Raw genomic sequence first — 22,035 nt, 5'->3', positions numbered from 1 at the left:
GTGCTTTCGTGCCGGTTTCCTTGGCCGGGTTCTGGCGGCCGGTGGTTTCGGTTTCGCGGAGACCTCTGCCCGTGGGCGGGCGGGGGTCACGTGCCGCTGGAGCGCCGGGAGGGGGCAGGAGGCCGGTGAAGGGGTGTCTTCGGGGTCATCGGTGGGGCTTGGGCGGGTAGGGGGGTCGTGTCCGGTCCGGTGACGGGCCTTGGAGAGCCGATGAGACGGCTTGCGGAGACGCCTCTGGCTGGTGATGGGGATGCGGATCGTCCGGGAGAGTCCATACCGGGTGCGGATCGAGCGGGAAGGGGACATGCGCGTGCCGGGGGTGGTGTTCGCCTCCCGCGCGCTGCTGCCGGATCCGGTCACCGACCGGTCTCTGCTGCAGGTCGTCAACGTGGCGACGCTGCCCGGCATCGTGGTCGCCTCGTTTGCGATGCCGGACGTGCACTGGGGGTACGGGTTCCCGATCGGGGGCGTGGCGGCCACCGACGTCGACGCCGGAGGCGTGGTGTCGCCGGGGGGCGTCGGTTTCGACATCTCCTGCGGGGTGCGGCTGCTGGCCGCCGGCCTGGAGCGGGCGGAGCTGAGCGGGCGGGTGCTCCAGAAGCTGATGGACGAGCTGGGGCGGGCCGTTCCGCGCGGGCTGGGGCGGCGGGCCGTCTGGCCGCTGGCCGGGCGGGCGCAGCTGGAACGGGTGCTGGCCGGTGGTTCCCGGTACGCGGTCGAACAGGGGCACGGCACGCCGCGCGACCTGGAGCGGTGCGAGGACGGGGGCGCGGTGGGCGGGGCCGATGCCGCCGCGGTGAGCGCGCGGGCGATGGAACGCGGGCTGGGGCAGCTGGGCAGCCTGGGGTCGGGCAACCACTTTCTGGAGGTGCAGGCGGTCTCGGAAGTCCACGACGAGATCGCCGCCAAGGCGTTCGGGCTCGGTCCCGGCCAGATCTGCGTGATGATCCACAGCGGGTCCCGCGGGCTGGGGCACCAGATCTGCACCGACCATGTGCGGGCGATGGAGAAGGCGATGCGGCGCCATTCCATCAGCGTTCCGGACCGGCAGCTGGCCTGCGCCCCGGCCGGCTCCCCGGAAGGGCGGGCCTACCTGGCCGCGATGGCCGCCGCCGCCAACTACGGGCGCGCCAACCGCCAGCTGCTCACCGAAGCCGCCCGTCGGGCCTTCCGCGGCGTCTGCGGGACGGATCTGGAGCTGGTCTACGACGTCTCGCACAACCTCGCCAAGATCGAAACGCATCGGGTCGACGGGACGGCGCGGCGATTGTGCGTGCACCGCAAGGGCGCCACCTTGGCCCTGCCGCCCCGGCACCCGGACCTGCCGGAGGACCTGGCCGACGTCGGGCAGCCCGTGCTCATCCCCGGCAGCATGGGAACCGCCTCCTACGTGCTGGCCGGGGTGGCGGCCAACCCGGCGTTCAACTCCACCTGCCACGGCGCGGGCCGGCTGCACAGCCGTCACCAGGCGGCCAAGGCGGTGAGCGGGCGGGAGCTGCGCGACCGGCTGGAGGGCGCGGGCATCGCGGTACGCGGCGCCTCCTGGCGAGGCCTGGCCGAGGAGACCCCGGAGGCCTACAAGGACGTCGATGCGGTCGTCGCCGCCGCCGAAGGGGCCGGGCTGTGCCGGACGGTGGCCCGTCTGGTGCCGCTGGGAGTCGTCAAGGGCTGACGGGCGGCCTCCTTTCAGCGGGGTGCACCACGGCGACGGTGCAGGGGGCCAGCTGGAGCATGGCCAGGGTCGTCCCGCCCAGGATCTGCGGGTGCAGGCCGCGGACGCCCCGGTCCCCCACCACCAGCAGGTCGGCTCCCTTGGCCGCCGCCAAGAGGGCCTGGCGGGGTTCCTCCTCCACCAGCGAGTTGCGGACGTCGACCTGGGGGTAGCGGTCCGCCCAGGGGGCCACGGCGCGCCGCAGCCTGGTGCAGCACAGCCGTTCCAGCCTGTCCCGGTCGGCGAACAAGGTGATCTCGATGTCGGCCATTCCGCCGGGCTCCCAGTAGCCGTACAGGGCCTCCAGGGTCCAGCCGCGCAGCGCGGCCTCTTCGAAGGCGAACTCCAAGGCGGCGTCGGCGCCGGCGGAGCCGTCCACGCCGACCACCACGCGGCCCTCGGTGCCGCCGCCGGGATCCCGGACGACCATGGCGGGGCCGTGGGCGCGGGCCGGGACCTGCAGGGCCGCGGACCCCATGGACAGCTCGTCCCGCTCGCGGGAGCCGATCACGATCAGCCCGTCGCCGGCCTCGCGCAGCAGCGCCGAGGAGGCCGGGCCGTCGGTCAGGACCGGGCGCACCCGCAGGCCGGGGGCCAGGCTCTCGGCGATGTCGACGCCGCGCTGCAGCAGATGTTCGCCCGTCCGCCGGACGATGGCGACGCCCCCGAGGTCGACATGGCCGGCCGGGTAGGGCCAGTGCCAGGCATGGCAGACCGTCAGCGGCAGCCCGCGGGACCGGGCCTCCGCCACGGCCCAGCGCAACGCCAGCTCGCTCCCCCTGGTGCCGTCATAACCGACGAGCACATGCCCGTGAACGGCCATCTCTCCCCCCGGCGGGGCACATCCCCCTTCAGCGGGGGCCGAATCATCGGAGCCCAACGGCGGCTCCCCCGGTGACCAAGGTCCCTAGGGGCGCGGCTGCAAAAAGAGAAGTCTGAAAAGCGCAAGGAAGCCCAGGCCCCGTGGGGGCACGGCGCAGGGAGTCGGCAATGAGCAGGCAGATCACCACCGGTCTCTCCCCTCCGTCGGCGGAGTCCCTGGAGCGGCGCATCGCGGCGCTGGAGGCCGCCGTCGCCGCCCTGACCGAGACCGTGACGCTCCTGGTCCGGGGCCGAGCGCACGCCCTCGACCAGGACGCGCGGGGAGAGGGAGACCTGTTCCCGCCCGCGGCCGGGCCGGATCTGCGTTCTGGGATCTGACCCGTCCGGCCCCTGTCAGCCCGGCCCACCCGAGGAGATTGCGTTGACCGACCGTACCGGACCGCTGCCGGAGATCCGCTTTTCGACCTCCAAGCACGTTTCCCGACACGACGTGGAGCGGGCGCGCGAGGTCTTCACCCGCGTGCTGGCCCACGCCCCCGAGCCGGTGCTGGCGGTCCAGGTGACGCTGAGCGTGCTCACCGATCCCGCCGCGAAGAACCCTTCGATGGCCTCCATCCGGGTCGACCTCAACGGCCGTCCGGTGAACGCGCACGCCGCGGCGCCCGCCATGGGCCAGGCCATCGCGATGACCGGGGACCGGCTGCGCATCCGCCTGGAGCGCATGGCCCGTCACTGGGAGGCGCGCCGGGACCGGGCCTTGCGTTCGCTCCCCCGCCAGGCTCAAAGCGCATGACGGGGGCCGCCGGCCCCGGTGGCGGCGGGGGACGCCGGGGCTGGGAGCCCACGCGCCGGGCCGCGGCGCGGGCTCAGCACTCGGGTGAGCAGATGCGGCGGGACATGGCCTGCAGCAAGAGCCTGCCGGCGTCCTCGGGAGTGCGGGCGATCTGCACCAGGCCGCCGGTGGCCTCGGTGAGGGCGCGCAGCTCGGGGACCGACACGTCGGGGCCGTAGCCCTGGATGATGAGCTGGACCGGGCGGTTGGGGTCGTGCTCGCGGCGCAACGCCGCCACGGTCTGCGCCAGGGTGGGGCCGTCGGCGTCCTGGTTGCGGCCGTCGGTGAAGACCAGCACGGTGTTGACCATCTCGGGTTTGTAGCCCTCCCGCATCCGGCGGACGGCCGCCAGCACCGACTCGTGCAGCCCGGTGCGCCCCTTGCGCTCGGCCCGGATGCGGCCCAGCTCCGACAAGATCAGCTGGCGGCGGGTGACCGAGCCGACCCGCTCGCCCAGCGGCCCCACCGGGACCACCTCGCGCCAGTCCCGCCCGCCCTCCAGGTCGGTGGAGAACAGCCAGATGCCCAGCTCACTGTCGTCGGGCAGCAGCGGCAGCCCGCTTTGGGCGACGCGGGCGGTGGCCTGCAGCCGGCTCAGGCCGGGGGCGACCCGCCGCCGCATGGAGCCGGAGACGTCGAACAGCACCAGCATCCGCGTGCTCAAGGTCAGCTTGGACCAGGTCTGCATCAGATCCCGCACGGCCTGCGGCGGCGGAGCGGGCAGCCGGCGGGGCGGGTCCAGCCTGACCCCGGTGAACGGGCCGAAGTGCGGGACGTTGCGGCCATCGGGGCCGCGGAACCCGGCCCGGCGCAGCTCGGCGGCGGCGACCGGGCTGCGCAGTGCCCGCTCCAGCGCCCGGGCCGCCTCCAGCCGGGCGGCCTCGCCGGTGGTCATGGCGAACGGGTAGTCCAGCGACAGCGTGCCCTCGCGCGGGTAGAGGGCGATGATCCGTTCGGCCGGGCGGTTGCCGTTGTGGGAGAAGATCGCCTGTTCGGGGACCAGCAGCACGGGGTGGCGCTTGCGCTCCCGGCCGTCCAGCGACCGGAACTCCGCCTCCACCGAGGGAACGGTGTTCTCGCGCACGGCGCGCACCAGCGCGGTGAAGATCTCCTGCCGCCCGGACCGGCCGGTCAGCAGCCGGTCGGCCACGACCAGGGCGCTCATCCCGGTGGCGCTGCGGGTGGGGTCGGGCACCTGCGGGCGCACCAGGCCGGGCGGCACCGCCGAGGCGCCGCCCGGGACGCCGGGGACGGCGCCGAGCAGCAGGTTCCAGGAGGGGTCGGCGGTGACGCCGCGGTTTCTCAGCTCGTCCACCAGCCCCTGCGGCAGGCCCAGCACGACCGGGCTGTAGGCCAGCGGGCCGTGGCTGACCTGCAGCGGGCCGATCCGCTCCGGTGAGGTGTTCACCAGGGACGTCCACAGCGAGGAGTCGGGGATCCACACATCCGGCCGCTGCAGGGAGCCGGAGGCGCCCTGGCCGGACAGCAGCACCGCTATCGCGGCCGGGTCGACGGGGCGCACGAGGGCGTGCACGCAGGTGTCCTGGGCCTCGTTGAAGCGGTCGATCGCCCTGGTGAGGGCGGGAGCGATGTCGGGGGCCGCGGCGACGGTCAGCGGCCCGCCCGCGCCCTCGCCGCGGCAGCCGGCCGCGTTCAGCACCGTGCGGCAGCCGATGGCCACCGCCAGCGCGGCGGCGAGGAGCGCCACACCGGTGCGCAGGCCCGGCCGTGGGATGCGGCGCCGGGGCGGCGCGGCCGCGCGCCCGAAGATGTCACCAGAGCCGGTTCCGCCCACGGATGCCTCGTTTCTGGACGCCCCGATCCCATGACGACATCGTGCGGTCGCCGCACCGAATTAGAGAGAACATTCCGACAGATGTCAAGGAAGGGAAAGTTTTCGGCACAGCCGGGCTTTCCCAGCCCCAGATCGTGTGGAATGAAAGGCCATCCCGGCCCCGAAGGAGCCCACCGCCGGGCGCTTTCGGCGGCGTTCGGGCGTACGGTGGTGGCGTGCGAGCGTGGAGTGTGACGGCTCCGGGCCCCATGGCCTCCGGGCCGCTGCGTCTGATCGAGACCGACGTGCCCGAGCCCGGAGCGGGCGAGCTGCTGCTGCGGGTGCGGGCCTGCGGGGTGTGCCGCACCGATCTGCACGTGGCCGAGGGAGATCTGCCGGTCCGCCTGCCGGGCGTCACGCCCGGCCACGAGATCGTGGGTGAGGTGGTGGCGGCCGGGCCGGGCTGCCTGCACTCCCCCGGCGACCGGGTGGGCGTGGCCTGGCTGCGGCACACCTGCGGCCGGTGCGCCTACTGCCGGCGCGGCGCGGAGAACCTGTGCCCGCACTCGCGGTACACCGGCTGGGATGCGCACGGCGGGTACGCCGACTACGCCGTCGCCCCCGACGCCTACGTCTATGACCTGCCCGCCGGGCGCGACGACCGGGAAGTGGCGCCGCTGCTGTGCGCCGGGATCATCGGCTACCGGGCGCTGCGCCGGGCCGAGCTGCCGCCGGGCGGACGGCTGGGGATCTGGGGGTTCGGCGGGTCGGCCCACCTGACCGCCCAGATCGCCCTGGCCCAGGGCGCCGAGGTCTACGTCTTCACCCGTTCCCCGGCCGCCCGCAAGCTGGCGCTGGAGCTGGGCGCCGCCTGGGCGGGCGACTCCTTCGATCCCTCTCCCGAGCCGCTGGATTCGGCCATCGTGTTCGCCCCGGCCGGGGAGCTGGTGCCCGCCGCGCTGGAGCGGCTGGACCGGGGCGGCACGCTGGCCATCGCCGGGATCCATCTGACGGACGTGCCGGCGCTGAACTACCAGCGGCACTTGTTCCAGGAGCGGCAGGTGCGGTCGGTGACCTCCAACACCCGGGCCGATGGCCAGGAGTTCCTGCGCCTGGCCGGGCGGCTGCCGATCCGGGTCGCCACCGTCGGCTATGACCTGGCCGACGCCGACCGGGCGCTGGCCGACCTGGCCGCCGACAAGGTCAACGGGGCCGCGGTGCTGCTGCCCGGCTGATCCCGCCGGGGCTCTCCCGCCCGCCGCGTGGACGGCCTGCAGGCCCCGGCCGGGCGAGGACCGTCCATCCGGCGGCAGGCCGCACGGCGTGTCCCGCTGGCCGCAGGTGCGGTGGCGCGGCCCGCTCGGCCGGGGAAGGCCGGCCGCGTCCCTCCGGCCCGGGGGGAGCTCAGATCTCCAGCAGGGTTTTGCCGACGGTGGCGCGGGACTCGAGGGCGGCGTGGGCGTCGGCCGCCCTCTCCAGCGGGAAGCGCTGGCCGATCACCGGGCGCAGCCGTCCGGCGGCGGCCTCGGCGAGGGCGTGCTCGGTGGACAGGCGTATCTCCTCGGGGGTGGGGTTCAGCGACAGCAGGGCGATGCCGCGTTCGCGGGCGGTCTGCTCGGGGACGGCGGTCCACTCGCCGCCGGCCCGCCCGTAGCGGAGCATCCGGGCTCCCTGCCCGCCGGTGGCGGCGAGCAGGTCGAAGGCGGCCCGCCCGACGGCGCCGCCGACCCCGTCGAAGACCACGTCCACCCCGCCGACGGCGGCGCGGACCTGCTGCGTCCAGGACGGGTCGCGGTAGTCGACCGCCACCTCGGCGCCCAGCTCGCGGGCCAGCGCGCCTTTGCGCCCGCCGCCGGCCGCCGCCACCACGCGGGCGCCGGCGGCCCGCGCCAGCTGGACCAGCAGCGTGCCCACCCCGCCGGCGGCGGCCTCCACCAGCACCCGCTCCCCGGGACGCGGCGCGACCGCCCGCATCAGCATGACCGCGGTGCGGCCGTCGGCCAGCAGCGCCGTGGCGGCGTCCAGCTCCAGTCCCGGCGGCACCGGGAAGACCCCGGCGGCGTCCACGGCGACCCGCTCGGCGTAGCCGCCCGAGCCTCCGGTGCTGGTGACGACCTTCCTGCCGACCAGGGCGGGGTCGGCGCCCGGCCCCACGGCGGTGATCACACCGCCCACCCCGTTGCCCAAGATCACCGGCGGTTCGAGGCGGAACGGGCCCTCGGCGCCGGCCCGGATCTGCGTCTCCACGAACGTGACGCCGGCGAAGGCCACGTCCACCAGCGCCTGACCGGGGCCGGGCACCGGTTCCGGCGCCTGCCCGGCGACCAGCGCCTGGGGGCCGCCGAACTCCTTCAGCCACACCGCACGCATCGGCCGTCCCTTCCGTGAGCGGATCTCGCCCGACCAGGGTGCGACCTCAAGCGCACTTGAGGTCAACCCGGATTCCGGCCGGAACGTCCCCGCAGGCGCTAGCCTCGGCCGGGTGCGGGAGCTGATCACCGACCGGCTGGTTCTGGAGCCGTGGCGCGAGCGCCACGCCGCGGAACTGGTGCGGCTGTCGGCCGACGAACGGGTGATGCGCCATATCGGCACCGGCGTGTGGACGGCCGGGTACGCGGCGCGGCGGCATGTGCGGGCGCTGCGGCACTGGGCCGAGCACGGCTTCGGCTGGCGGGCCGTGCTGTCCCGGCAGGACCGGGCGTTCCTGGGGCTGGTGTCGCTGATCCGGCTCGGCACCCCGGTGGAGGGGGTCGCCGAGCCGGCGCTGGAGATCGGCTGGTGGGTGGACCCGCGGGTCTGGGGGCGGGGCATCGCCACCGAGGCCGCCGCGGCGATGCTGTGCGAGGCGTTCTGCCGGCTCGGCGCCGAGAGCGTGGTGGCCCGCTACCAGGCCGCCAATCTCGGCTCCGCCCGGGTCACCGCCAAGATCGGCATGTCCCCGTTCCGGGAGAGCACCGACCCGCAGGGAAGGCCGATGCGGATCTGCGTCATCAGCAGGGACGATCACCGGCGCGCTTGCCCGCGGGCCGATGCGGCAAGCGGCCGGGGGTGAGCCTTTTCGGCACGCGGTTTTCGCAGGTTGCGACGGGCGCGCCGGAGCCGGGAACCCTCGAGGTCCTCCCGGTCACCGGCGCCCGAGGTCGCATGCCGAAACGGCTCGGCGAGCCGGCCTCTCACCGAGCGGGCGGGACGTGCGGCCTATGCGTCGGAGGTCTTGCGCGCCCGGCTGGTGCGCCGCCGGTTCTCCTTCTTGATCGCCTGGATGAGCTCGTCCTTGGACATCCTGGAACGCCCGTGGATGCCCAGGCTCTTGGCCACCTCGTACAGGTGCTGTTTGCTGGCGTTGGCGTCCACTCCCTCGGCGGTGGGCGCCCGGTGCGAACGAGGAGTGGCGGCCTGCTCATCGGAGGGGCCTTTGACCTTGCCGGCGCCCTTCTTGCCGCCCTTGGGCAGCCACCGGTCGCCGACTTTCTCGAAGGCGCGTTTGAGGGCGCTGAAGGCCGTCTGGTGGGCGCGTCTGCCCTCGCCGTACTCCTCGACGGCCGCGTCGTGGGCCTTGACCCAAGTCCGCTGGGCCTTTTGCGGGGAGCGCCGTACCGTCGCGGGAAGTTCCTCACGGCCGGGCATCTGCCTCTCCCTTCCTCGCTCCGCTGCGGCACTTCCCTACCCGGGCGGGAGGCGGTCAACCGGCCGCAGGCCACCGAAATGCGCGGAAGGGACGCGGAAGGGACGAGGCCCCTGCTTCAGGAGGCGGCGTCGTAGGCGCGGACGGCGGCGACCAGGTCCGCCGCCAGATGGGGGTCGCGGGCGGCGATGAAGGACACCGGATGCCGGTGCATGGAACGCCGCACGCCCAGCGGCTCACCGTCGAAGTCCACCACATGGCCGCCGAAGGACTCCACCAGGAACATGCCGCCGCACACATCCAGCAGGGCGGCGTCCCGGCAGACCATCGCATCCAGCGCCCCGGAGGCGACCAGGGCCAGGTCCATCGCCGGCGCCCACAGGTTCACCAGCCGTTTGCAACGCGGGCTCATCCAGCCGGTGAAGCCCTGGCCCCAGCGGCGCCCTTCTTCGGCGTACCCGGTGACCAGGGACACCGTCGCGCGGCGCAGCGGCACCTCATAGCAGGGGGACGCCGGCGGGCTGGTGCGGCCGTCGCCGGTGGCGGAAAAGAACCGGTCGGTGACCGGGTCGGCGATCACGGCCAGCACCGGGACGTCGCCGTGGAAGAGGGTGATGGCCACCGCGCAGTGGGCGATGCCGTAGCCGAAGTTGTTGGTGCCGTCCAGCGGGTCGACCGCCCACAGGAACTCCTCGGCCTCCCAGGTGCCGTGCCCGCCCTCCTCGGCGACGATCCCATAGTGGGGGAAGGCCTCCCGCAGCGACTCCACGATCACCTTCTGGGCGATGACGTCGGCGGTCAGCTGGACGTCGTGAGGGCCTTTGTACTCGTTGATGAGGCGCTGCCCGAACTGGCCGCGGATCGCCTCGCCCGCCGCCCGCGCGGCCTCCTCGGCCGCCGCGAGCTGGGCAGTCCAGGTGGTGAGGAACTCCTTGGTCAGATTCATTCCAGGCCCTCCCTGTCCCGGCCGGCCCGCGCCCGGCTCCGCCTTATTCGATATTCCTCGGCGATGATGCTCGGCGCCAGTGCTCCCACCACTGTGACCACAAGTGTGGTCGCCCCGGCCAGCACCTTGTCACGGCCGGATTCGGACTGCAGACCCCGCAGCACCCCCAGCTGGCCCAGCACCAGCAGCGCCACGGTGACGGTCAGCAGCGCCAGCCACACCGTCGTCAGCCTGCGGCGCCACACGTGCCCGGGGCGTTCGGCCGCCGCGCGGCGGCCGATCATCCCGCCCGACAGCCAGGACAGCGTGCGCAGCTCGGCGTCGCGGTGGGCGGACAGGACCAGGGGGGCCAGGTTCCGGGCGCCGGAGTCCAGGACGGTCCGCAGCGCGTAGACCGCGCCGTGCACCGCCCAGATGGGGGTGATGTCGGGGGCGGTCAGCGTGGAGCGCCAGCCGCCGCCGGGCCGTTCCAGCCGCAGCAGCTGCAGCGTGCCGGTCAGCACCACCGGGTGGCTGAGGTCATAGCCGCACTCGCAGAGGGCGGCCAGCACCCAGGGGGTGGCGAAATGCCGGAAGTCCATGCGGGCGAAGCGCCGGGAGTCCACCAGCGAGGTGAAGGAGGTGGACTCCCACGGTTCGGGCCGGTCGGGGCTGAAGGCGCCCAGCAGGTACTCACAGCCGGTGGTGATCACATGGTCGGTGACCGGCACGCCCGCCTGGCGCAGCGCCAGCAGCGCGGCGGCGGCATAGGCGGGCGAGGAGGAGACGGTCTCATCGGCGGCGGGCGCGGTGGCGCCCCAGCCGCCGTCCGGGCACTGGGCGTCGCGCAGCCACTGCACGCCGCGGGCGACGGCGTCCCGCTCCCCGTACAGGGCGAGGATGCGCACCGCCGAGGCGGTGGCGAAGACCAGCGACTGCTGGCCGGGCACGTCGGCCGAGGCCCAGCCGCCGTCGGGGCGCTGCCGCTCCCGCAGCCAGGCCAGCCCGCGCCGGACCGCCTCCTCGCTTTCCGGCCGGTGGCCGGCCTCGTGGAAGGCCCACAGGCAGGCGCAGGTGCTCTCGGTGATGGAGGTGTCGCTGTCGGAGCCGATCAGCGCCCGCCGGATCTGCCAGCCGCCGTCGTCGTTCTGCAGGGCGCGCAGGGTCTGCAGCGCCCGTTCCGCCAGTTCGCCGCCGGCGCGGGCGTGCAGGCAGGTCAGGATGCCGTTGGCGGTGGACAGGGTGCCCAGGGTGTCGGTGCCCAGATACTGCTCCCAGCCCCAGTGGCCGGCCTCCTCGGCGCGGTGCCGGGCCAGGAAGGCCACCGCGGTGCGCATCGAGCGCTCGATCCGGCGGCCCAGGTCGGGGGCGCAGCGGACGGCCTCATGCCAGTGCCGGGCGGTCTCCAGGTGCTCGCCGTGCTGCAGGTCGCGGCGGCGGGCGCGGGCCTCACCGACCGGCAGCAGGCGCAGGCGGGAGCCGTCCGGCACCGTCCGCAGCACGGCGGTGACGACCAGGCGCACCGCGGTGCCGCTCTCGTCGGCGGCCAGCAGCCCGATGTAGGTGATGTCCAGGTCCAGCTGCCGCCGGGCCAGCTCACGGACCAGCGCGCCGAGTTCGCCGCGGTGGTGGGGGCCGCCCGGCCGGTCGAGGATCAGGCTCGGGCAGGTCAGCCGGCCCTGCTCGTCGTGGACCGCCAGGTGCTCCCCGGAGGCGTCCAGCAGCAGCAGGTCGACGCGGGCCGTATCGACGTCCGGACGCTGCTGCGGGCGCCCCTGGGGCTTGCGAAGGTCGATCATCGCACCGCCCGGGAGGCGGCCGCCGCGTACCGCCGCCCCGGTGAGGGCCGCCGGCGGAGGTTCGCCTCGTACAGGCCGCCGCGGGCCAGGAACTTGGCCCGGCTCACGGTGACCTGGGAGAGGGCGCGGTGCACGCCGACCCGCAGGATCGGCTCGCTGTAGCGGTACCCGCCCGGCTCCACCGCGTCAAAGAACCGCCCGGCCGGGTCGACCATCGCGTAACTGCCGGTCATGGCGTCGTTGTCCTCGGGGATCAGCGCAATTCCCGCCAGCTCCACATGGAGATGGCGGGAAATGAAGGATTCGAACTGTTCGGGGGTTATCAGCAGCGGGTCCACCTTACGCGAGTTCTGGCCCTCCACCGGAAGCACTTGGAAGACCTTCCAGCGTTCCGGGCCCGCGGCGACGATGAAGCCGCTCAGATCCTCCCGCCAATTGCGGGAGGTCACCACCGTGTTCACCTTCAGCCGGAATCCCCGCTGCCGGATCCGGCGGCACAGCGCCAGATAGCCGGCCTCGTCCATCACCCGGCCCGCCGTGGCGCGCCCCAGCGACCGCAGTGTCCGGGGGCGCAGGCTGTCGATGCTGACGGTGATCCACTCCAGCGTCCCGGCCAGCCGGTCCAGCATCGCCTCATCCAGCAGGCTGCCGTTGGTGACCAGCGCCGTGGTCACCCCCAGATCGCAGGCCAGCTCGACCAGGTCGGGCAGCCAGGGGCACAGCAGCGGCTCTCCCCCGGCGAAGGTGATCTTCGAAAATCCCGCCTCGGCCAGCAGCCGCACCACCCGCTCGGCGTCCCGGCGGTCCAGGTGCCCCTGCGGCAGCACCGTCCGCCGCACATCGCGGAAGGTCGCGAAACAAAACAGGCAGCTCATGTTGCACGGCTGCCAGAGGTGGAAGTTGACGGTCTCGACCGGTACCTGCGGGGAGTTGGCCATGACCATCGATGAGCCCTTCGGCTGACGGCGGTGCGGCGGAGGGCGACCACGCCTGCAGCACATGGTAAACAGCCGGCCACGCACAAGCGAGCAAGTTCAGCCATTTATGCTCATCTGAGTAATATTACCGCTTCACTCCTCTGGCATTACGTCTTGACCGGTACGTCACGGCTCTGAAAAAGCGCCGTATGCCGCTGAACTTTTTTCAACACGTGCTCTCCGGCGGCTGAGACGGGAGCCCCGATGGCGCACGGTGCCGTGCCACCGCAGGTCACGGCCTCCTCCCCGGCGGCGACGCCCCGTCCCGAGCCGCGAAAAGGGCGTGTTGCAAAGGTTCACCGGACATCCGGGGTCCGCCGGCCGCCGGGCGGGACGGGCCGCTCGCGGGGACGGGTGCGTGAGCGCGTCCAGTCCGGGCATGCTCCCTGCGTGATCGGAGCGCATGTCCTAGTCGGCTACTCCCCCGACCCCGGGGGACGCGAGGCGCTGGAGTACGCCCGGGCCATCGCGGCGCTGACCGGCGGGCGGCTGACCGTCGCCGTGGTGTACCCGCCCGGCCGGGCGGGGGCGGCCGCCGAGGCCGGCGCGACGCTGGAACAGGCCGCCGCCCTGCTGGGAGAGGAACCGGCCGACTATGCGGTGCAGGAGAGCCGGGGCGTGGGACGCGGCCTGTCGGTGCTGGCCGGCAAGGCCGGCGCCGACCTGATCGTCATCGGCTCGGCCGCCGGCGGCGCCCACGGTCACATCGGCATCGGCAGCGCCGCCGACCATCTGCTGCACGCATCCTCCGAGGCGGTGCTGCTCGTCCCGGCCGGCTACTCCCCGGCCGAGCGCCCGCAGCGGCTCACCGTCGCCTACGTGCGCCGCCCGCAGTGCGATGAGGCGGTCCAGCGGGCCGCCGTGGCCGCCGCACGGCTGCAGATCCCGCTGCGGCTGCTCACCTTGTCGCTGGGGGATGCCGACCCCGGGCAGCTGCGCGACGACCTGGCCCTGGCCGTCCCGCTGGCGGCCGAGGCGGGGGGCCTGGAGCCGGCCGCGGTGCAGACCGAGCTGGCCGAGGCCGACGATGTGGCCGCTGCGATGGCCCGCACCGACTGGGCGGAGGGCGAGCTGCTGATCTGCGCGAGCAGCGAGGACTCCGCGGTGCACCGCGTCTTCCTGGGCGAGATGGCCCTGAAGGTGCTGCGCGCCTCCCCCTGCCCGGTCGCCGTGCTTCCCCGCGGACGCGACTGATCCGCCTTCCACCGCCATCCCCGCTTCCTGCCTGGGTAAATGGGGCGGCTAGGCTGAGGGCGATGGAGGAGCTGATCATCCCGTGCCGGTTCAACGGGCCGCCGGACTCCGGCCACGGCGGTTATGTGGCGGGCCGGCTGGCCGCCGGATGGGGACCGCAGGCGGTGGGCGAGGGCGTCACGGTGATCCTGCGCAGCCCTCCGCCGCTGGAGACGCCGCTGCGCGTCCGCGGCGACGGCGAATGGCTGCGGCTGTATCACGGCGAGCAGCCGGTGGCCGAGGCGCGGCCCGGCCGCATCGAGACCCCGCCGATCCCGGCGGTGCCGTATGAAAAAGCGCTGGCGGCCGCGGACGGATACCGCGGGGCGGGCAACGACACCCCCTACGGGATGTGCTTCGCCTGCGGCCCCCGCAGGCCGGACGGGCTGCGCCTGGCCCCCGGGCCGGTCGCCGAGGACACGGTGGCCGCGGCATGGATCCCCGACGAGTCGCTGCCCTTCGGCCCCGAACTGGTGTGGGCGGCGCTGGACTGCCCCGGCGGCTGGACCACCGACCTGATGGCGCGGCCCGCCCTGCTGGGCACGATGACCGCCCGGGTCACCGGCCTGCCCGCCGCCGGTGAACGCTGCGTGGCCATGGGCCGTCTGCTGCGCCGCGAGGGCCGCAAGTTCTTCACCGCCACCGCGCTGTACGGCGAAGACGGCCGCCTGCTCGGCCAGGCCGACCAGATCTGGGTGGAGCTCACCCCGCGCTGAGCCCGCAAGGTCACGACCAGTCCGGGTGGCCGACGGCGGGCGGGCCGACCGGACGGGCCCGTGCCTGGCCGGCGTCCACGGGCATGGCCCAGATCTGGGGGGTGGCCACCGGGCCGCGCACGAAGGCCAGCCATTTGCCGTCCGGTGACCAGCTGGGGTCCATGTCGTGGGCGGGGCCGGTGGTGAGCCTGCGGTAACCGGTGCCGTCGGCGCGGATCACCGCGATGTCGTGGCCGTGGCCCGCTTCGTTCATCACGGTGAAGGCCAGCCACCGGCCGTCGGGGGACCAGATGGGGTCGTTGGCGCCGTGGGGGGCGACCCGGCGGGTGGTGACCTGCCGCCAGCGGCGCTGCGGGTCGGCCGGATCCAGCCAGTACAGCTGCTGGGAGCCGTCCCGTCTGCTCCAGAAGGCGAGCTTGCCGTCCCGGGACCAGGTGGGGTCGTCTTTGACGCTGCGGTCGTCGGTGAGCTGCTCGACGCTCCCGTCGCTCAAGTCGATCACGCTCAGCTGCGCCCGCCCGCCGGTCCTGGTCATGGCCGCCAGGGAGGCGCCGTCGGGCGACCAGGCGACCCGGCTGCGGCCGTTGATGCCGTCCGCTTTGCGTTCGGCCCCGCCGCCGTCGGGGTTCACCACCCACACCTCCGAGGTCGCGCCGCCGCTCCAGCGGGTGAAGGCGATCCGGTCCCGCCGCGGCGACCACTGCGGCAGGACGTCACAGCCCTCTCCCTCCAGCAGCGGCCGGGCGGCCCGCGCGCCGGGGGTCAGCAGCCCCACGGCGGCGTGGCACTCCCGGGGCCAGCCGCCCGCCCGGTCGATGCGGACCAGCATCACATCCGCCGGCGGGCCGGAGGCGGCGGCACCCCGGCCCCGGTCATCGCCCAAGGACTGCAGCGCGACGGCCGCGCCCGCGGCGACGGCCACGACACCGGCGACGGCCGCCAGCAGTCCCTTGCGCAGCCGGCGCCGTCCCTTCCCGCCGGGCCCGGCCGGCGGTTCGGGGACGGCCGCCGTCGGCTCCCCCGGGGCGGAAGGGGCCGGCTGTGTTCCCGCAGCGGGCGCGAGGGCGCCCACCGGTGCGGGCGGCTCGGCAGGACGGGCGGGGCCGCTTCCAGGAGCCGGCGGGCCCACGGTCGCGGCGGGTGCGTCCGGCGCGGCCAGGCCCCCGGTCCACGTCCGGTTCAGCGCGGTGGTCGCGGCGGCCTCGCCGCCGCCTCCGGTCAGGGACAGCAGCAGCTCCCGCGCGGTGGGGCGCAGCGCGGGGTCTTTCTGCAGCGCCCGGCGCACCAGGGTCGCCAGCGGCTCGGGCAGCGGGCCGATCTCGGGTTCGGCGTGCACCACCCGGGCCGCCATGAGCTGGAAGTCGCCCACCCCGAACGGGTGATAGGCGCTGCCGGCGAAGGCCACCAGGCAGCCCCAGGCGAACACGTCGGCCGCCGCCGTGACGGGCTTGTTGAGGATCTGCTCGGGGGCGATCCAGCCGGGGCTGCCGACCACCTGCCCGGTCCGGGTGTGGCCGGTGGCCGCATCCAGCGCCCGGGCGATGCCGAAGTCGATCACCCGGGGGCCGGAGATGGACAGCAGCACGTTGCCGGGCTTGAGGTCGCGGTGCACCAGCCCGGCGGAGTGGATGGCCACCAGCGCGGCGGCCACGCCCACCGCGACGCCGTTGAGCAGGCCGGGCGACAGCGCGCCGTGCTCGGCCACGTGCTCCTGCAGGGAGGGGCCTTCGATGTACTCGGTGACCAGGTAGGGACGCCCGCCCTCCGCGCCGTGGCCGAGCACCTGGGCGGTGCAGAAGGAGGCCACCTTCTGCGCGTTGGCCACCTCGTCGCGGAAGCGGGCCGCGAACGCCGGGTCGCCGGCCAGCTCGGCACGCACCACCTTCACCGCCACCGGCCGCCCGTCCCGGCCGCGGCCCAGGTAGACCGCGCCCATGCCGCCCTCGCCGAGCTTGGCCTCCAGCGGGTACTCCCCGATCCGCCGCGGATCGCCGGGGCCCAGAGAACCCGCCGCCCGTGCTCTGCCGTGCCGGCTGTCCAAGGTCGCTCCACTCTCTTGCGGGCCCGCAAGAGCCCGCGCGTCCATCACCCGGCCCGCGGCACGGGCGGGCCCGGCGGCCGCGGCCGTCTGCTCAGATCGCTTCAAGCCTCATCTGACATGACAGCGGAAATGTCGTCTGATCGGTAGATGTGCCCGCCGCGTCCTTGGTTCGCCGGGATCTTCAAGCGGAGTCGCCGGTGATGGCGTCCAGACGGCGCAAGATCACGCCCTCCCGCAGCGCCCACGGGCAGATCTCCAGTTCGGGCAGCCCGAACAGGTCCATGGCCGCGTCCGCCACCACCGCCCCGGCGGGCAGCTGCGGGGCGCGGTTCGCGGAGACGCCGGGCAGCGCGGCGCGTTCCCGGGAGGTCATCCGCGCCAGCTTCTCGCTCCACTGGATCAGGTCCTCATGCCGCAGCACCCGCTTGACCAGGGGGCCTTCGGCCGAGGGGGCGGCCCCGGCGATGCGGGCCAGCTGCCGGAAGGTCTTGGAGGTGGCCACCGCGTGGTCGGGCGGCCCATAGCGGGCCACCTCGCCGACCCGGCTGGCGATCTCGGCCCGTACGTAGCGGCGCAGCTCGCGCAGCCGGCCCGGGCGCGGCGGGTCGCCGCCGAGCATGTCGCGGGTCAGCCGGCCGGCCCCCAGCGGCAGCGAGATCGCCACGTCGGGGGCCTCGTCGATGCCGGAGGCGATCTCCAGCGAGCCGCCGCCGATGTCGACCACCAGCAGCCGCCCCGACGACCAGCCGTACCAGCGGCGGACCGCCAGGAAGGTCAGGCGGGCCTCCTCCTCGCCGGACAGCACCCGCACTCCCACGCCGGTCTCGGCGTTGATGCGGGCCAGCACCTCTTCGCCGTTGTCGGCCTCGCGCACCGCGGAGGTGGCGAAGGCCAGCAGCTCCTGCACGCCCTTGTCCTCGGCGATCCGCAGGGCGTCCCGGACGAAGGCCAGCAGCCGCCGCTCGCCCTCCTCGGTGACCCGGCCGCCGCTGATGTAGGCGGCCAGCTGCATCTCCTCCTTGTGGGAGTAGGCCGGCAACGGCCGGGCGCCCCGGTGCGCGTCCACCACGAGCAGATGCACCGTGTTCGAGCCCACGTCCAATACGCCGAGTCGCATATCGTCGACGCTATCGGACGATCGCGGGTGGGAAGTTTCGCCCGCCGGTCTCAATCAACGCACCCGAGCGACATTTCGATCGCTCCTCGGCGATCAACGGGCGGGTCAGACCGTGGTGCCGAGCCCGCCGTCCACGGGGATGACCGCGCCGGTGACGTAGGCGCCGGCCCGGCTGGACAGGTAGATCGCCACCCCGGCCATGTCGTCGGGGCGCCCGATGCGCCGCAGCGGGGCCGCCGCGGCGATCTCCTTGCCGAAGGCCTCCAGCGTGGCGGCCATCATCTTGGACTCGAACGGGCCGGGCGCCACGGCGTTGACGGTGATGCCGCGGGGCCCCAGTTCGCGGGCCAGCACCCGGGTCATGTGGTGCAGCCCGGCCTTGCTGGCCGAGTAGGAGTAGGTGGGCAGCAGGGGGACGTGCAGCCCGTCGATGCTGCCGACGTTGATGACGCGGGCCGGGTCGTCGGCGGTGGCGGCGGCCTCCAGCATGGGCAGGAAGGCGCGGGTGAGGAAGAACGGCGCCTTGAGGTTGAGGTTGAGCACCTTGTCCCAGGCGAAGGCCGGGAACTCCTCCAGCGGCGCGCCCCAGGTGGCGCCGGCGTTGTTGATCAGGATGTGCACGGCCTGCTCGGCCTCGCCGACCTCCCGGGCCAGCCGCAGGCACTCCTCTTCGGTGGACAGGTCGGCGGGGATGGCGTTGACCTGGCCGTATTGCGACAGCTCCTCAGCGGCCCGGGCGCAGGCGTCGGCTTTGCGGGAGCTGATGTGCACGCGCGCCCCGGCCTGCAGCAGGCCGCGCGCCATCATCAGCCCGATGCCCCGGGTCCCGCCGGTGACGACGGCGACCTTGCCGGACAGGTCGAACAGCTCCACGGTTTCCTCCCGACTCGTTGCGTCCGAGCCTTTCCGCCCGCGGCCCTGCGCCTGGGGGGACGGGAGCCGCAGCGGCGCCCCGGCGCCGTGACGTCCGCCTGTGAACTGCGAAGACGGCGTGACGGAAAGGTTCACCGCCCGGCATTCTGCCCGAACGGCAGCAGAGAGGGTGCATGGGGAGGACCCGGTGGCTTTCGAGCCGGGACGTCCCATGGCCGGGAGCGGGGACGGCGCCCCCGCTCCCGGCCATGGGTCGCGTCGCGTGCTCTAGCCGGTGAGCCCGGCCGTGGGAGCCGGCGCCTCCTGCGCGGGTTCGTCCGGGGACGGCACAGCGGAGGTCGGGGGCACGTGGCGCAGCAGGATCACGGCCAGCGCGGCGGCGCCGGCGGTCAGCACCGCGGCCGCCGCGGCGGCGGCGTGCAGGCCGTCGGTGAAGGCGGCGCGGGCGCCCTCCAGCAGGGCCGCCGCCAGATCGCCGTCCAGGCCGCCGGCGACCGCGGTGGCGCCGCCCAGTGTCTCGGCGGCCTGGTCGGCGGCCTGATCGGGGACGCCGCCGGGCGGGTCGATGCGCAGCCGGTAGACGACGGTGGCGATGCCGCCGAAGACCGCCAGCCCGAGCGCGCCGCCGAATTCCTGGGAGGTCTCCGACAGCGCCGAGGCCGCGCCCGCCCGCTCCGGCGGCGCCGCGGTGACGATCATGTCGGTGCCCAGCACCGCCAGCGGGGAAAAGCCCAGGTCGAACAGGGTCATCCCGGTCACCAGCAGCATCAGGCCGCGCTGGGTGCCGGTGCCGGTCAGCAGGGCCAGCCCCAGCGCGCTCACCGCCAGCCCGGCCGCGATCAGCAGGCCGGGGCGGATGCGGCGGGCCAGCAGGGGCGCCGCCATGAAGCCGGCGATGACCGCGATCGACGGCGGCAGCGTCCACAGCCCCGCCTGCAGCGGGCTCAGTCCCAGCACCAGCTGCAGGTACTGGGCGGTCAGCAGGGAAAGGCCGGGCCCGATCAGCATGACCAGCGTCAGCAGGCCCAGCGAGCCGCCGAAGCGGCGCCGGCCCAGCAGCCCAAGGTCCAGCATCGGGTCCTCGAGGCGGCGCTGCCGGCGCACGAACGCCCACGTCAGCACCGCTCCCACCGCCATGATCGCCGCCGGCGCCGGGCTGAGGCCGTAGGCCGCGATCTCCTTGAGCCCGTAGACCAGCGCGATGACTCCGGTCAGCGACAGCAGCACGCTGGGCGGGTCGACGCGTCCGGGGGCGGGGTCGCGCGACTCCGGCAGCAGCAGCGGCCCCAGCAGTGTCAGCAGCGCCATCACCGGCACGCCGAGCAGGAAGACCGAGCCCCACCAGAAGTACTCCAGCAGCACCCCGCCGACCACCGGGCCGATCACCATGCCGCCGCTGAAGCCCGTCATCCACAGGCTGATGGCGCGGGTGCGCTGGGCCGGGTCGCGGAACATGTTGCGGATCAGCGACAGCGTGGAGGGCATCAGCGTGGCGCCGGCCACGCCCAGCGCCGCCCGGGCCACGATCAGCAGTTCGGCGTTGGGGGCGTAGGCGGCCAGCGCCGAGGCCGGCCCGAAGGCGGCACCGCCGATCAGCAGCAGCCGGCGGCGGCCGATCCGGTCGCCCAGCGCCCCCATGGTGATCAGGAAGCCGGCGATCAGGAAGCCGTAGACGTCGTTGATCCACAGCAGTTGCGTACTGCTGGGGCGCAGGTCGGCGCTGAGCCCGGGTTGGGCCAGATGCAGCACGCTGACGTCGATGCTGATCAGCAGGGTGGGCAGGACCAGCACGGCCAGACCGGCCCACTCCCGCCGCCCCGCCCGGGAGGGCATGTCGTCGCTCATGCCCTGGACGGTAAAACCTCAACCAAAGTTGAGGGCAACTGTTTTTCCGCCCGGGCCGTCAGGCGGGCCCGGGCCGGGCGGGCAATGCGGCGCGGTAGGCCTCCAGCCGCCGCACCAGTTCCTCGGGACGGGCCAGCGCGGGCATGTGCCCGCCGGGCATCTCATCGGGGACGATCCCCAGCCGCTCCCGGACGACCCTGCGCTGGAAGCCGGCCGGGAAAAGCCGGTCGTCGCGGCACAGCAGGAACCGGGTGGGCACCTGGGGCCAGGCCGCCAGGGGCCAGGGCTCCCGGAACGGCGTCGCGGACTGCTCAAGACCGTCCTTCATCGCCTCGGCCGCCACCTGCGGCGGCACGTCGTGGAAGAACACATCCATCGGATCGAGTTCCTCACCGAGGACGCGGCCTTGGCGTTCGGCCAGTTCCCGCATGGCGCGCTCCTGCCCGGTGCGGGCCCACCACTGGCCGCCGGACTCCCCCGCCCTGGGGACCATGGCGGCCACCAGCACCATCAGCTCGACGGGCACCCGCGTGCAGACCAGGGGGGCGATGAACCCGCCCATCGAGTGGGCCACCACGATCAGGTCCCGCCGGTCGCCGACGGCCTCCACCACGACGTCGGTGTACTCGGCGAGCCCGGCGGAGTCGTCCCGGGCGGGCAGGTCGGGGGCGACCACGTCATGCCCCAGCGCCCGCAGCATGGGAACGACGCGGTGCCAGTACCAGGATCGGCCCCCCGCACCGGGGATCAGCACGTAGCAGGCCACGGATCAGCCCTCCCGCCCGGCCGGCCGCCTCCGGCGGGCAGTCCTGGAGGCCCGGATTCCCGCCCCGGAGGGACGGACCGTGATCCGCGCCGTCTCCGGCGGCCGCGCCTTGCCCTGCGGCGGCATCGCCTTCACAGTCATACTCCTAAACTAGGAGTGACTACTCCTGAAAAACAAGCAAAGTGAGGCGGCATGCCGGTGAACCGCAGCTACGGCGACCCGTGCGGGATCGCCCGCGCCCTCGATGTGGTCGGGGAACGCTGGGCGCTGCTGGTGGTGCGCGAGCTGCTGCTGGGCCCCAAGCGTTTTTCCGACCTGCACCGGGGGCTGCCCGGCGCCAGCCAGAACGTCTTGTCGCACCGGCTGCGCGAGCTGACCGACAAGGGCGTGGTGCGGCGGCGCCGGCTCGGCCCGCCCGCCGGCGCCTGGGTCTATGAGCTGACCGACTGGGGCCGCGACCTGGAGCCGGTGCTGCTGGCCCTGGCCCGCTGGGGCGGCCGCGCCCCGCTGACCACCGACGGCGAGCTGAGCACCGACGCGCTGCTCATCGCCCTGCGGACGGTGTTCGACGCCCGCGCCGCCGGCGACCTGAACGCCGTGCTCGCCCTGCGGCTGGGCGGGGAGGAGTTCGGGGTCGAGATCGGCCAAGGGCGCATCGCCATCAGCCGCGGCGCCCCCGCCGCCCCCGCCGCCGTCCTGGAGACCGATGCGGCCACCCTCAGGTCCCTGACGTTCCTGGGCCGCCCGCTCGGCGCCGCGCTCACGGCGGGCCGGGTGCGGCTCGCCGGGGACCGCGGACTGGTCGAACGCTTCCTGACGCTGTTCCCGCGTCCCTCCCCCGCCCCCGGCCGGCCGGCGTGAGGCCCGGTGCCGCGCGCACGCCGGGCACCGGCCGCAGATCCGCCGATCTTCCCTCGCAACGCTCGACGACGGCACATACTGGTGCAGGTCACGCGCCGCCTCGGCAGGCTCCCCGCCC

Annotated in this window: 20 protein-coding genes; 8 read left to right on the top strand and 12 right to left on the bottom strand. The window is 74.3% G+C overall.

Annotated elements, in window-relative coordinates; genetic code table 11:
- Positions 1 to 220: 220 nt before the first annotated feature.
- A complete protein-coding gene (locus BUE48_RS10035) occupies positions 221 to 1,672 on the top strand; it encodes an RtcB family protein (RefSeq protein ID WP_286989699.1) in 1,452 nt (483 codons plus the stop codon).
- On the opposite strand, the gene BUE48_RS10030 is transcribed toward BUE48_RS10035, so the two are convergent.
- Entirely contained in the window at positions 1,662 to 2,534 is an 873-nt protein-coding gene (locus BUE48_RS10030) for a universal stress protein (RefSeq protein ID WP_012852377.1), read from the bottom strand. The two genes, BUE48_RS10035 and BUE48_RS10030, sit on opposite strands and share 11 nt — an antisense overlap.
- A gap of 167 nt (positions 2,535 to 2,701) precedes the next feature.
- On the opposite strand from BUE48_RS10030, the gene BUE48_RS10025 reads away from it, so the two are divergent.
- Together BUE48_RS10025 and BUE48_RS10020 are read left to right on the top strand one after the other, a co-directional pair.
- A complete protein-coding gene (locus tag BUE48_RS10025; protein ID WP_012852376.1) occupies positions 2,702 to 2,911 on the top strand; it encodes a hypothetical protein in 210 nt (69 codons plus the stop codon).
- A gap of 43 nt (positions 2,912 to 2,954) precedes the next feature.
- Positions 2,955 to 3,326 (top strand): hypothetical protein, encoded by a 372-nt coding sequence (locus BUE48_RS10020; protein WP_012852375.1) that lies wholly within the window; start codon positions 2,955 to 2,957, stop codon positions 3,324 to 3,326.
- A gap of 73 nt (positions 3,327 to 3,399) precedes the next feature.
- Here BUE48_RS10020 and BUE48_RS10015 read toward each other — a convergent pair whose 3' ends face one another.
- Positions 3,400 to 5,160 (bottom strand): substrate-binding and VWA domain-containing protein, encoded by a 1,761-nt coding sequence (locus BUE48_RS10015; protein WP_012852374.1) that lies wholly within the window; start codon positions 5,158 to 5,160, stop codon positions 3,400 to 3,402.
- A 215-nt stretch (positions 5,161 to 5,375) separates the two neighbouring features.
- Here BUE48_RS10015 and BUE48_RS10010 point away from each other — a divergent pair, with 215 nt between their 5' ends.
- Positions 5,376 to 6,374 carry a zinc-dependent alcohol dehydrogenase family protein gene (locus BUE48_RS10010; RefSeq protein WP_012852373.1) on the top strand — a complete coding sequence of 333 codons (999 nt, stop codon included), beginning with the start codon at positions 5,376 to 5,378 and terminating at the stop codon, positions 6,372 to 6,374.
- A gap of 169 nt (positions 6,375 to 6,543) precedes the next feature.
- Here the strand turns inward: BUE48_RS10010 and BUE48_RS10005 are convergent, their stop codons facing one another.
- Entirely contained in the window at positions 6,544 to 7,509 is a 966-nt protein-coding gene (locus BUE48_RS10005; RefSeq protein ID WP_286989698.1) for a zinc-binding dehydrogenase, read from the bottom strand.
- Between the two features lie 112 nt (positions 7,510 to 7,621).
- On the opposite strand from BUE48_RS10005, the gene BUE48_RS10000 reads away from it, so the two are divergent.
- Positions 7,622 to 8,191: a GNAT family N-acetyltransferase gene (locus BUE48_RS10000; RefSeq protein WP_012852371.1), complete on the top strand. Its 570-nt coding sequence runs from the start codon at positions 7,622 to 7,624 to the stop codon at positions 8,189 to 8,191.
- Positions 8,192 to 8,337: 146 nt separating this feature from the next.
- On the opposite strand, the gene BUE48_RS09995 is transcribed toward BUE48_RS10000, so the two are convergent.
- The 4 genes from BUE48_RS09995 to BUE48_RS09980 all read right to left on the bottom strand — a co-directional run bounded on the left by BUE48_RS09995 (position 8,338) and on the right by BUE48_RS09980 (position 12,432).
- On the bottom strand, positions 8,338 to 8,766 hold the full coding sequence (locus BUE48_RS09995; protein WP_012852370.1) for a ChaB family protein: 429 nt from the start codon (positions 8,764 to 8,766) through the stop codon (positions 8,338 to 8,340).
- Between the two features lie 116 nt (positions 8,767 to 8,882).
- Entirely contained in the window at positions 8,883 to 9,710 is an 828-nt protein-coding gene (locus BUE48_RS09990) for an inositol monophosphatase family protein (protein WP_012852369.1), read from the bottom strand.
- The gene (locus BUE48_RS09985) at positions 9,707 to 11,488 is read right to left on the bottom strand and encodes a prenyltransferase/squalene oxidase repeat-containing protein (protein ID WP_286989697.1); all 1,782 of its coding nucleotides are present in this window, start codon (positions 11,486 to 11,488) and stop codon (positions 9,707 to 9,709) included. Before BUE48_RS09985 ends, BUE48_RS09990 begins: the two co-directional genes overlap by 4 nt.
- Positions 11,485 to 12,432 carry a viperin family antiviral radical SAM protein gene (locus tag BUE48_RS09980; RefSeq protein ID WP_012852367.1) on the bottom strand — a complete coding sequence of 316 codons (948 nt, stop codon included), beginning with the start codon at positions 12,430 to 12,432 and terminating at the stop codon, positions 11,485 to 11,487. The genes BUE48_RS09985 and BUE48_RS09980 overlap by 4 nt, the downstream gene beginning before the upstream one ends.
- Positions 12,433 to 12,855: 423 nt before the next feature.
- Between BUE48_RS09980 and BUE48_RS09975 the strand changes: the two genes are divergently transcribed.
- Together BUE48_RS09975 and BUE48_RS09970 are read left to right on the top strand one after the other, a co-directional pair.
- The gene (locus BUE48_RS09975; protein WP_286989696.1) at positions 12,856 to 13,659 is read left to right on the top strand and encodes a universal stress protein; all 804 of its coding nucleotides are present in this window, start codon (positions 12,856 to 12,858) and stop codon (positions 13,657 to 13,659) included.
- Between the two features lie 62 nt (positions 13,660 to 13,721).
- Entirely contained in the window at positions 13,722 to 14,414 is a 693-nt protein-coding gene (locus BUE48_RS09970) for a hypothetical protein (RefSeq protein WP_286989695.1), read from the top strand.
- Positions 14,415 to 14,424: 10 nt separating this feature from the next.
- On the opposite strand, the gene BUE48_RS09965 is transcribed toward BUE48_RS09970, so the two are convergent.
- The 5 genes from BUE48_RS09965 to BUE48_RS09945 form a co-directional block, all read right to left on the bottom strand.
- Positions 14,425 to 16,500, bottom strand: coding sequence for a protein kinase domain-containing protein (locus BUE48_RS09965; RefSeq protein WP_502694602.1), 2,076 nt, complete (start codon positions 16,498 to 16,500; stop codon positions 14,425 to 14,427).
- A 136-nt stretch (positions 16,501 to 16,636) separates the two neighbouring features.
- Positions 16,637 to 17,572, bottom strand: a complete 936-nt coding sequence (locus tag BUE48_RS09960; protein WP_012852363.1) for a Ppx/GppA family phosphatase — start codon at positions 17,570 to 17,572, stop codon at positions 16,637 to 16,639.
- A gap of 105 nt (positions 17,573 to 17,677) precedes the next feature.
- Entirely contained in the window at positions 17,678 to 18,445 is a 768-nt protein-coding gene (locus tag BUE48_RS09955) for an SDR family oxidoreductase (RefSeq protein WP_012852362.1), read from the bottom strand.
- Between the two features lie 267 nt (positions 18,446 to 18,712).
- Positions 18,713 to 20,290 carry an MFS transporter gene (locus BUE48_RS09950; protein WP_148232980.1) on the bottom strand — a complete coding sequence of 526 codons (1,578 nt, stop codon included), beginning with the start codon at positions 20,288 to 20,290 and terminating at the stop codon, positions 18,713 to 18,715.
- Positions 20,291 to 20,348: 58 nt separating this feature from the next.
- The gene (locus tag BUE48_RS09945; RefSeq protein WP_012852360.1) at positions 20,349 to 21,056 is read right to left on the bottom strand and encodes an alpha/beta fold hydrolase; all 708 of its coding nucleotides are present in this window, start codon (positions 21,054 to 21,056) and stop codon (positions 20,349 to 20,351) included.
- Between the two features lie 192 nt (positions 21,057 to 21,248).
- On the opposite strand from BUE48_RS09945, the gene BUE48_RS09940 reads away from it, so the two are divergent.
- Positions 21,249 to 21,917 (top strand): winged helix-turn-helix transcriptional regulator, encoded by a 669-nt coding sequence (locus BUE48_RS09940; RefSeq protein WP_012852359.1) that lies wholly within the window; start codon positions 21,249 to 21,251, stop codon positions 21,915 to 21,917.
- The last annotated feature ends 118 nt before the right edge of the window (positions 21,918 to 22,035 follow it).

Source organism: Thermomonospora sp. CIF 1, from assembly GCF_001896795.1.
GTDB classification, from domain to species: domain Bacteria; phylum Actinomycetota; class Actinomycetes; order Streptosporangiales; family Streptosporangiaceae; genus Thermomonospora; species Thermomonospora curvata.
Note: the sequence above shows the minus strand (reverse complement) of the source record. Positions and strands in the feature narration are given on the sequence as shown.

What these genes read in the sequence shown, in the direction of transcription:
- BUE48_RS09995 (WP_012852370.1), bottom strand. Translation starts at nt 8,766, where the DNA reads ATGCCCGGCCGTGAGGAACTTCCCGCGACGGTACGGCGCTCCCCGCAA.
- BUE48_RS10030 (WP_012852377.1), bottom strand. Translation starts at nt 2,534, where the DNA reads ATGGCCGTTCACGGGCATGTGCTCGTCGGTTATGACGGCACCAGGGGG.
- BUE48_RS09970 (WP_286989695.1), top strand. Translation starts at nt 13,722, where the DNA reads ATGGAGGAGCTGATCATCCCGTGCCGGTTCAACGGGCCGCCGGACTCC.
- BUE48_RS09950 (WP_148232980.1), bottom strand. Translation starts at nt 20,290, where the DNA reads ATGAGCGACGACATGCCCTCCCGGGCGGGGCGGCGGGAGTGGGCCGGT.
- BUE48_RS09990 (WP_012852369.1), bottom strand. Translation starts at nt 9,710, where the DNA reads ATGAATCTGACCAAGGAGTTCCTCACCACCTGGACTGCCCAGCTCGCG.
- BUE48_RS09965 (WP_502694602.1), bottom strand. Translation starts at nt 16,500, where the DNA reads ATGGACGCGCGGGCTCTTGCGGGCCCGCAAGAGAGTGGAGCGACCTTG.
- BUE48_RS09940 (WP_012852359.1), top strand. Translation starts at nt 21,249, where the DNA reads ATGCCGGTGAACCGCAGCTACGGCGACCCGTGCGGGATCGCCCGCGCC.
- BUE48_RS10005 (WP_286989698.1), bottom strand. Translation starts at nt 7,509, where the DNA reads ATGCGTGCGGTGTGGCTGAAGGAGTTCGGCGGCCCCCAGGCGCTGGTC.
- BUE48_RS09985 (WP_286989697.1), bottom strand. Translation starts at nt 11,488, where the DNA reads ATGATCGACCTTCGCAAGCCCCAGGGGCGCCCGCAGCAGCGTCCGGAC.
- BUE48_RS09980 (WP_012852367.1), bottom strand. Translation starts at nt 12,432, where the DNA reads ATGGTCATGGCCAACTCCCCGCAGGTACCGGTCGAGACCGTCAACTTC.
- BUE48_RS10025 (WP_012852376.1), top strand. Translation starts at nt 2,702, where the DNA reads ATGAGCAGGCAGATCACCACCGGTCTCTCCCCTCCGTCGGCGGAGTCC.
- BUE48_RS09960 (WP_012852363.1), bottom strand. Translation starts at nt 17,572, where the DNA reads ATGCGACTCGGCGTATTGGACGTGGGCTCGAACACGGTGCATCTGCTC.